Genomic DNA, 8,845 nt, shown 5'->3' on the forward strand with positions numbered 1-8,845 from the left:
CAGATGAGCGATGATCCGCTCATCAGCCTGCCAGCCGTGGCGCGCTGATCATCCCGGTCCATGCCGGAGAGCACGGCAACCAATGCCGTCTGCTACACCACCTCACGGGACGCGATCATTATGCGCCCTTGGGCGGAGCTTGGCTACTGGGCGAGTAAGTAACGCGTAGAGCTCTTGGATCGACCCAAAAGCACCCCTGCAATCAGGGCGATAGCGCCGCAAGCACGCAACCCACTCCTCGCAAAATGGCTGGAGTCACCCAGAAAGCCCTTGCCATCACATCCCGTCGCCAAACGCTGCTGCCTGACCTGGCCCGGAACTGCGCAAGTGCCCAATTCATTGTCTGCGCCGTATCGGTCAAGCTGAACCTCAATCGTCGTGCCGGTGGACGACTCGGAAAGCTCGAAAACCGGATCAATGGAAGCGATAAAAAGGCTGGTCAGAAATTTGCCTCGGACTGTCGCGCCGCCAAGATCAAGCCTAGCAGTTATCCCAGATTGCGTTTTTCGCACGACGCATAAAATGCCGTATCGCATGCTCGGCGAGGGATACCCTCGTGTGAGAAGATAGGCACCTCTCACCCCACCGCGCGTGTGTTCGAGCGCGCACGCATGTCGATTTCCGAGAAATATCATGATATGATATAGTTTGGTTCGATGGATTGTCTTCGGCTACCGCGCCGCAAGACGACCGCAGCGATCCGCGCATTGTCGCTCCCATGGACGTCTGGTGCAGTTGTTGTTTCTGCTGACGAAGGAATTCCATTGAACTGGAAACTCGACGCCAAATTCGCTTTGTGGTCTCTTGCGCTTGCTTGCGCTCTCGCGCTGAGTTCAGTCAGCTCGCCAGCCCAAACGAAATCGGAAGCGCCGCCAAACTCTCACCCCGTCCAACGCGGCGATGGCTGGGAATGCGATCGAGGTTATAGCCGCTCCGCTAGCGCCTGCGTCGAAATAGAGATCCCTGCGAACGCTTATTTGCGCAACTGGGGAAACGGATGGAAATGTAAAAGAGGGTTTCGCCTGGAACTGAACCGGTGCACAGCAGTTACGGTTCCAGCATATGGCTATCTTGACGAGCTGTCATCTGACGGTTGGGATTGCGAACGGGGATACCGAAAGAGCGGCTCGCGCTGCGTAGAGGTCGAAGTTCCTGTGAACGCTCACGCGACATTCACCAGACATGGACCTGGATGGGCCTGTAATCGAGGTTACAGGGAAAGCGATGGCTCCTGCGCTGAGGTAATAGTGCCCGCCCACGCTTATCCCGACTTCGCCACTTACGGACCGGGGTGGATGTGCAAGCGCGGTTACAGACAAGAAGGCGAGGCGTGCCGCGTTGTCCAAGTTCCTCCGCATGCGTTCCTGACATCAGAGGGAGACAAATGGAAGTGCGAGCGCGGATACCGTAAGCAGGAATCTTCCTGTTCGAAAATCAAGCTGCCCGACAATGCCCACCTCGATTACTCGGGCAATGATTGGGAATGCGACAAAGGCTATGAGTCGATGGGTAAACGTTGTCGATTGGCACGACCAGGAACATAGCGCGTCGAAGGCGCCATTGTTCACCGGCGCCACCTGCGCTCAGACGCTAACGCAGACACAGATAGCGATCCTTCAGGCGTTGACAGTTCCGTCAAAACTGACGCGAGTTTTCTTTTTTGCATGGGCGAATTTAAGGGCCAAAGGCAGAATGCTGAGGCGCAATTCCATGGTTCAAAAGTCGCGCTCACCCCTCTTGGCGATATCTATCGTCGCGATGCGCGTCCTCTTTCAAACTGCAGATCTCGATGCGCGCGTATGGGTGACATCGAGGCGCCGGGCAGGTCGCTGGCGCCCCATTTGGCTCTATCCTTTCAGTATGCTCGTTCTCCCGGTCGCGCCGGCGACCGAAAAGATGATATCGTCGAAGCTCGAAACCACGGTTCGGCAAGTCCTTCTGCCAGCGGGCTCGTTTTGACTGCCAGCAGATAGCGCTCGTGTGCGATCGAGAAGAAGCGCAAGGACCCGATGTTTTCTCCCGGGCGGATGAACGGATTCGAACCCCTGACTCGCAGCTGCAGTCCCGTTGGCGCAATCTCACAATCTCACGCAACGCCTCAAGGTCCTTTGCCAAAAGCAACGGGGTTGACCGCTGCGATCTCATCCACGGTCAGTTGCGAGGCGATCGCTCCCCTGTGCGGCAAAATCTTCAGCAACCTTTCGCTTTCAAGCTGAACGAGCTGAGCCTCCGAACCCGCCCCTTGTTTGATGAAGGCATACCGAGCGTGCTTTTAGCCTATTCAGACGATTTCGCTGGACGTCGCCGAAAGAGCTGATCCCAGATGTCGTACCCAGCAGGGACAATTCCGATCAGCAGTGCGGCGGCCAGATCGAACCGCGGAACAAATGCCAGAATGACGGCGCAGAACGCGATGAGCGTCACGAATGCAATTATTGCAAAGATCCGGTTTCTGCTCATCGGTAGATCCTGTCGATACGGGGGGCCACACAGTGTATCATCCATAGAGCAGATCTGGCAGCATATAGACTATGCTCGGGAACAGATAGATCGTCACCATGCAGAAAATGACGATCAACATATACGGCATCATGCCGCGGAATATGTCTGTCAGTTTGACATGCGCAGGTGAGACGCCCTTCAGGTAGTAGGCCGACATCGCCATAGGTGGTGACAGGAAAGCTGTCTGCAGGTTGATTGCTACCAGAATACCGAAGAACAGCGGGTCTATCCCGAAATGCGGTAGCAATGGAATGAAAATGGGAATGAAGATGACGATGATCTCCGTCCATTCCAGGGGCCAGCCGAGGATGAAGATGATGATTTGGGCCATGATCAGGAACATCAGCGGCGACATGTCCAGGCCGGTCACGAAGTCACTGATCAATTGTTGGCCACCGAGGTAGGCGAACACCGATGCGAAGGTAGCCGAACCGACGAACAACCAGCACACCATCGCGGTCGTCCGTGCCGTCAAATACACCGACTCCTTCAGTCGCTGCCAAGTCAATGCCCGATAGGCCGCCGCAAGGGCCAGCCCTCCCAATGCGCCGATAGCGGCCGCTTCCGAAGGGGTCGCCAGGCCAAAGAGAATGGCACCGAGCACCGCAAGAATCAGAAAAGCGAGCGGCGCGAAGGATGTCAGCATCATCCAAGCGAGTTCGACTGGCGTGTGATCACCGACCTCCTCTTTCGATGGCTGTGGCGCCACTTGTGGCTGTAGGATTGCGCGCACTACGACATATAGGAGATAGAGCCCCGCCAAGACGAGACCTGGCAAGAGCGCCGCTGCGTACATGCGCACGACCGAAATTCCGGAGGTTGCCGCATAGACAATCAGCAGGATGGAAGGTGGGATCAGGATGCCAAGCGTGCCGCCCGCGCAGATCACGCCCGTCGCGTAGCGCACGTCGTATCTTGCCTTCAGCATCGCCGGCAGGGCGAGCAGCCCCATCAGCGTCACCACCGCTCCGACGATGCCAGTTGCCGTGGCAAAGAGCGTGCAGGTGGCAAGCGCCGCGACCGCCATCGAGCCGGGCAGCCTGCGCGTGACATTGTAAAGCGTTGAGAACAGCCGATCGACGATATTGGCCCGCTCGACGATGTAACCCATGAACAGGAAGAGCGGGATGGCCGTCAGCACATCGTTCTGGATGACCGAGTACGTCTGGTTGACGAATAGATCGAAGATCCGATTGTTGAAGAAACCGCTGACCCAGGTCTCCGTCAGCGTAAGGGCGTCGCCGCCGGATTCGAGCGCGCGATCATAGGCACGCCACATACGGACGGCATCGAAATAGGCATAATATCCGAAGCCGACGCCAAGAGCCATCAAGGTGAAAGCCACGGGGAAGCCGAGGAAGATGGTAAGGATGAGGATGAGGAGCATCCCGACGGCTATGTGTGCATCCGTCATTGAGCGTCCTGCTCCCGCCGTTCGCGTCGAGGGTCAGGTCTACTAGACGGAAGAAATCCCTCGTCCTCGGACTTGAGGACGTCCAGGCTTTTCGTTTCCAGAAGCACCTTTTCCAGTTCTTCGACGTCTTCGGCCGCTTTCGGCCACTCTCCTGTTCGTATGCAGAGAATGCAGCGGAAGACCTGCGCTACACCTTGCAAAAACAAAAGAATACCGGCTGCGACGATCACCGCCTTGAACTGGAAAATCGGTACACCCGCCGGGCTGTTTGAACTGACCTCCAAGTAGCGCCAGCTGCGCTCGGCATATTTCCAGCCCGAGAACACCAGCGCGGTGATGCCGGGAAAGAAAAAGATGATGTACAGCACCAGCTCCAGTCTGGCCTGCGTGCGCGGCTTCCAGAGCCGATAGATGAAATCGCCGCGTACATGGCCGTCTCGCGAGAGTGTGTAGGCTCCCGCCATCATGAAGAGCGTTCCATAGAGCATGTAGCTCAGGTCGAAGGCCCATGGGGTCGGAGCGCGGAAGAGATAGCGTGCGACAACCTCGTACCCCACGCCGAAGGCCATGATGAGTATCCCCCACGCAAACACCTTGCCAAACCACGCCGACAAGTCATCGGCGAATGCAATGTAGCGGAGCATGCAAGCGCCTCCTTGGCTCCGGTGAACAGGATTGGGCCCGGAGTACCGGGCCTTCACCTGCTATTTTCCGAAGTTCAATTTTCCGGGGAAGTAATGCTCATAGGCGAGTGCTAGGTCAGCTGAGTTCATCAACTCGTAGTACACGACCCTCTCCACCCACTGCCGCTGACTGTCGAGCACCTTCTTCATAAAGGCATCTGCTTCAAGCTTAGGGATGATCTCGTCCCAAGCTTTCAGTTGCGCGTCCAGAATTTCCTTCGGCGTGCGGTGCACGGTCACGCCATGTTCGGCCTGGAGCTTCTGAAGGTCACTTGAATAATTGTCCATCGCGGATGCTGTATTCGCCGTGCTTGCGGCCTCCACACCATATTCGAGGATAGCTTGGAGATCGTCGGGAAGGTCGTCAAATACATCCTTATTGAAGAGAAACTCGAAGGATTCGCTCGCCTGATGGTAGGACGACAGCACGTAGTTCTTGGCAACATCCTGCGAACCAAATCGTAGATCCGACGAAGGATTGTTGAATTCGAAAGCGTCGATGACGCCTCGCTCCATCGCTGGTACGATTTCACCGCCCGGAAGTTGAGCAACGCTCATGCCCATGTTTTGCATCAGATCGGCGGCGAGCCCGACCGTACGGTACTTGAGGCCGTTGATGTCGTTCAGTGTCGCTACCGGATTCTTGAACCAGCCAAACGGTTGTGCGGGCATCGGAAATCCATAAAAGCCGTAGAGGTTCAGACCCATGATGTCCTGGGTGAGCTCTCGGTAGAGATCCTTGCCTCCGCCTTGATGGAACCATCCGAGCATTGTGGTTGCGCTGCCGCCGAATACCGGTCCGGTACCGAAAAGGGAAGCTGCCTTGTGCTTTCCATACCAATAGACCGGAACGGTGTGGGCTGCGTCGATCACGCCATCATTGACACCGTCGAGGACTTGAAACGCGCCGACAACTGTACCGGCGGGCATGAGTTCGAACTTCAGGCGTCCGCCAGACATTCGTTGAACCCTTTCTACGTACTGGCGGGCAAAATCCATCCAGATATCCGACGCGGGCCACGAAGTTTGCATTTTGATGACGGTTGGTGCCTGGGCCAGTACGGGCGGTGCAGCAAGAGTCCCAACCGCAGTTACGCCAACAAGCGTCGATGCTCCCAGCAGTTCTCGACGCGATACGTTCCCTTTGTCCATTGCTCTTCCTCCCTGGATTGGTACCAATTCTCCCTATAATCCGATGACAGTTCGCTTCTTGACGAAGACGGCTCCCAACTTCTTCGCCACCAGCCTCAACGACTGATTGTTCTCACCCGTTAATTATGCACACTTTCTGCTATTCTGACAGACGTCCGACGGCTGTTAAATGGCAGCTTCGTCCGACCCAAAGCCGGACAAACCGAGCGTTTTTTTGGCGCTGTCGCTCGCAGGTCGCCTAGCGGCTGATGATTCCCGTCGGCCAACGACACCACTGCGCGTCGCTGGGCCACGCGGAGCCCGCGTTGAAAGCGCGGATGACCCAATAAGCGGTTCCCGTACAACAGCGATCTAGATCGCCACGCCAGTGACGGGGTTCACCTCAGGTTTTTCGCTGGTATCCTTGGCGCCAGCCGGCTGAACGGTTGGTGGCGCGATCGACTGCTCGTCGGGGTGCTTCTTGCGGTCCGCCGGTTGATGGATGTCTTTCGGCTTCGCCTGCTCAGGCGTTGCATTGGTGTCTTTGGTTGCCATTTGCCGTTACTCCTATCGAAAGGAAAACGGGCTTGAGGGGCGCGAGTTCCCTATTGCGGTTGCGCGCAGCGTCAAACGCGCCATACGACGAAGGCCCACTGCTGGCTTCAGCAATTTCGCAATGCGTGGGGCGGCCTAACGGTCGCCCCTGGATCCTCCCTCAGCGGCGGGCTTCGGCCGACTTGACCATCCCCGTGAGCGGCTTTGCAAGCCAAAGGACCAGCTCGTGATCGACCCGCACCGGTTCGCGTGGTTCGACGCAACAATCGAGATAAGTGAGCGCGTAGCCCTGCATGGCCGCGGCCGCCGGCGCCGTAATGTCAAAAGCATCCTGCAGCAGCCTTCCTATTTTCATTGGAGCGTATATGACAGAGAAAGCATCGAACGCGATGTGGCCCTGCAATGGCGGGTGTTCTACGTGATAGTAGTCAGCAAGCCCTTTGTGCGCGATGATCGCGGAATTGAACCGCCCCACGCTCGGCATAGGCCGCCAGCCCCTCCTCGGTGCGATGCGTCGCAAAGGCAATCGACGCCTCGCACTGCCAGGCGACTTTCTGGCGGCGGCGAATTTCAGAGAGCTCGACCGCTCCGATCCGTTCCGCAATCGCGCGGAAGGGAGACTCGGCGCCGATCGCCTGCAGCTGTTGGCGCCTCTCACTTCAGCTTGCTTGAGGAACCTTGCAAGCTGCCGACTTGCAATCATGCCGGCCTCATCGATGACGAGGATGTCGCCCTTGCCAAGCAGCCCTTTCTCGTTCTGCCAGCCGTATTCCCAGGACTGCTGATGCACTCTTCCTGACGAAGCACCTTCCACAAAAGTGTGTCAGGAGTTCTTGCCGCCAGCGCGTATTCTTCGAACAGGTTATTCAGTTGGTTGTCCTTGGCGGCGCGCAGCCGCTCGCGTTGGCGAGGGAGGGCCATTGCCGGGCAATGCATCAATTCTATGTTGGCTTCCCCGCTATTCGTTGACCGGGCGCCGGTATCGCCACGTCTGTTCGAAAGGCGGACGCCAATCACTTCGACGGCTTCTTCGCAAACCAGAGCGCGCATTCGAGCAGGCAGGCCTCGTCGGTATGCCCGAGCCGGAATTCTTCGACAAGGAACCTTGCGAGCTGGTTGCTGCGAGCCGATCGCTTCGGCAATGCTGTTACAAGGCACACCTTGTCATAAATGCCCTGCAACATGACTATATCCTCCGGGCTCAGATCGCAGCTTGGAACTTCTGAAAGCCTGTACATCGAAAACCTCCCAGAAGGGTCTCGGCGCTCGTTGTCGCTGGAAGGGTGCTTCCTTGAGCGACGCCGGATTTCCTTCAATGCCGAAACGCCCGCAACGGGGACTGGTTCCGCCTGATGATGCGGAGCCAGCGCCCCTGTAAAACACCTAATCCGAACGAGCTAGAATACCATCTCTGTACTTGCTGCGTTCTCAAGATGTTTCGCGCGTATTAGTCAGAAAACTGGCATTGCAAATTCAGGTTATATCGAAGCGATCCTGCAGAGGAACGATGGGGTCTGGAAGAAGAAAAGAGGTCCCCGCCGGCGGCGAGGCCTACGGCACTTTCAGAGGCGAATTCACCTCAGAGGTCACTCTGAAAACCTCTCCTTGATCCCGAGCAGGCTCGATAGTCGAAGGAGAAACGATTTCGGCGGTGGAAAGTCCGGGCATCTGCGCGAAAAAATGGCCCCGAAAGGCGACTGACGGGGCCATAAAACGTGCGTGTCAACATCGGACCTGGTCACAACCAGACCCGCCATGTTAACCGCCACCCTCGGATTTTGTTCCGCAATCCGCATGCCCGGCCGAGCGCGCCGTAAGGTCATCTGGTTCGGCTTTGGAGCCGATCTGTCAGCATCGGCATAATCGCCGTTCCATCCGTGCCCAACCGGAAGTGTTGCAACAGGCGAGCAAGAACGAACGTGGTCGCCGCCGTAATGACGACCCTCAGCCAAGGGTGAACATCGGTTCTTCGCGATGGAGGATTGTACACGCCCTCGGTTTGTTCTCGTATGGCAGAAAGACGTTCCTGCAGGTCAGTAACCTGTCGGCGCAATTCTGCGATCTGCTCATCCGCAGCAAGATTGGCGTCAGACGGTGGATCTTCCGCGGAGCTTTTCGCTTCGAGCTCGGCGAAATGTTCGCGTAGCTCCTCTGAACCGCCAATAGTCCTGCTGGGGGACTTTGCCATTGTACCCTCTCTCGGTTTGCGTGTGATTTCGCCCCCGCTGGCCGTGGATGAAACTCACGCGCGCCAGAGTAGTTCCGTCTCGATGCAAAAACCTCGCCGGCTTTTGAGAAGCCAACGCCGGGCCCGCCTGATCGAACCAGGTTTTCCCTCGCATTATCCCACCTAACGTTGCCCCGACCGCGAAGTTGGAAACCTGAACCAGACAATTCTCAATGAAATCAAGGAACAAAAACCGGACCTACTGAGTTTGAATGCTGCCTACCTGGGCTTGAGAACTAGGAACCACATCATGAAGAATCTGCTGCTCGCCGCGGTATTCCTCGGCGCGTCGACCCTTGGCGCGCTCGCGCAAACCGCAACACCTCCCGCCAC

At 57.1% G+C, this 8,845-nt stretch carries 8 protein-coding genes and 2 pseudogenes; all 10 read right to left on the reverse strand.

What is annotated here, in order from left to right; all coding sequences use genetic code 11:
• Positions 1-1,936: 1,936 nt before the first annotated feature.
• Positions 1,937-2,032: pseudogene (locus C1A35_RS36505) on the reverse strand (LysR family transcriptional regulator); the annotation flags it as partial.
• Positions 2,033-2,277: 245 nt separating this feature from the next.
• Positions 2,278-2,460: a hypothetical protein gene (locus tag C1A35_RS35405; protein WP_104668894.1), complete on the reverse strand. Its 183-nt coding sequence runs from the start codon at positions 2,458-2,460 to the stop codon at positions 2,278-2,280.
• 37 nt (positions 2,461-2,497) lie between these two features.
• Positions 2,498-3,916, reverse strand: a complete 1,419-nt coding sequence (locus C1A35_RS35410; protein WP_104668895.1) for a TRAP transporter large permease — start codon at positions 3,914-3,916, stop codon at positions 2,498-2,500.
• On the reverse strand, positions 3,913-4,560 hold the full coding sequence (locus C1A35_RS35415) for a TRAP transporter small permease subunit (protein ID WP_104668896.1): 648 nt from the start codon (positions 4,558-4,560) through the stop codon (positions 3,913-3,915). Before C1A35_RS35415 ends, C1A35_RS35410 begins: the two co-directional genes overlap by 4 nt.
• A 60-nt stretch (positions 4,561-4,620) precedes the next feature.
• On the reverse strand, positions 4,621-5,751 hold the full coding sequence (locus C1A35_RS35420) for a TRAP transporter substrate-binding protein (RefSeq protein WP_104668897.1): 1,131 nt from the start codon (positions 5,749-5,751) through the stop codon (positions 4,621-4,623).
• A 351-nt stretch (positions 5,752-6,102) separates the two neighbouring features.
• Positions 6,103-6,285 (reverse strand): hypothetical protein, encoded by a 183-nt coding sequence (locus C1A35_RS35425; RefSeq protein WP_104668898.1) that lies wholly within the window; start codon positions 6,283-6,285, stop codon positions 6,103-6,105.
• 160 nt (positions 6,286-6,445) lie between these two features.
• A complete protein-coding gene (locus C1A35_RS36285; protein ID WP_234823142.1) occupies positions 6,446-6,688 on the reverse strand; it encodes a hypothetical protein in 243 nt (80 codons plus the stop codon).
• A gap of 43 nt (positions 6,689-6,731) precedes the next feature.
• A pseudogene (locus tag C1A35_RS35435) lies at positions 6,732-7,063 on the reverse strand (AAA family ATPase); the annotation flags it as partial.
• A 235-nt stretch (positions 7,064-7,298) separates the two neighbouring features.
• Positions 7,299-7,469 carry a hypothetical protein gene (locus C1A35_RS36290; RefSeq protein WP_158665288.1) on the reverse strand — a complete coding sequence of 57 codons (171 nt, stop codon included), beginning with the start codon at positions 7,467-7,469 and terminating at the stop codon, positions 7,299-7,301.
• A gap of 635 nt (positions 7,470-8,104) precedes the next feature.
• Positions 8,105-8,473 carry a hypothetical protein gene (locus C1A35_RS36295; protein ID WP_158665289.1) on the reverse strand — a complete coding sequence of 123 codons (369 nt, stop codon included), beginning with the start codon at positions 8,471-8,473 and terminating at the stop codon, positions 8,105-8,107.
• Between the last annotated feature and the right edge of the window lie 372 nt (positions 8,474-8,845).

Source organism: Ensifer adhaerens (assembly GCF_002940685.1).
Lineage (GTDB): Bacteria > Pseudomonadota > Alphaproteobacteria > Rhizobiales > Rhizobiaceae > Ensifer > Ensifer adhaerens_E.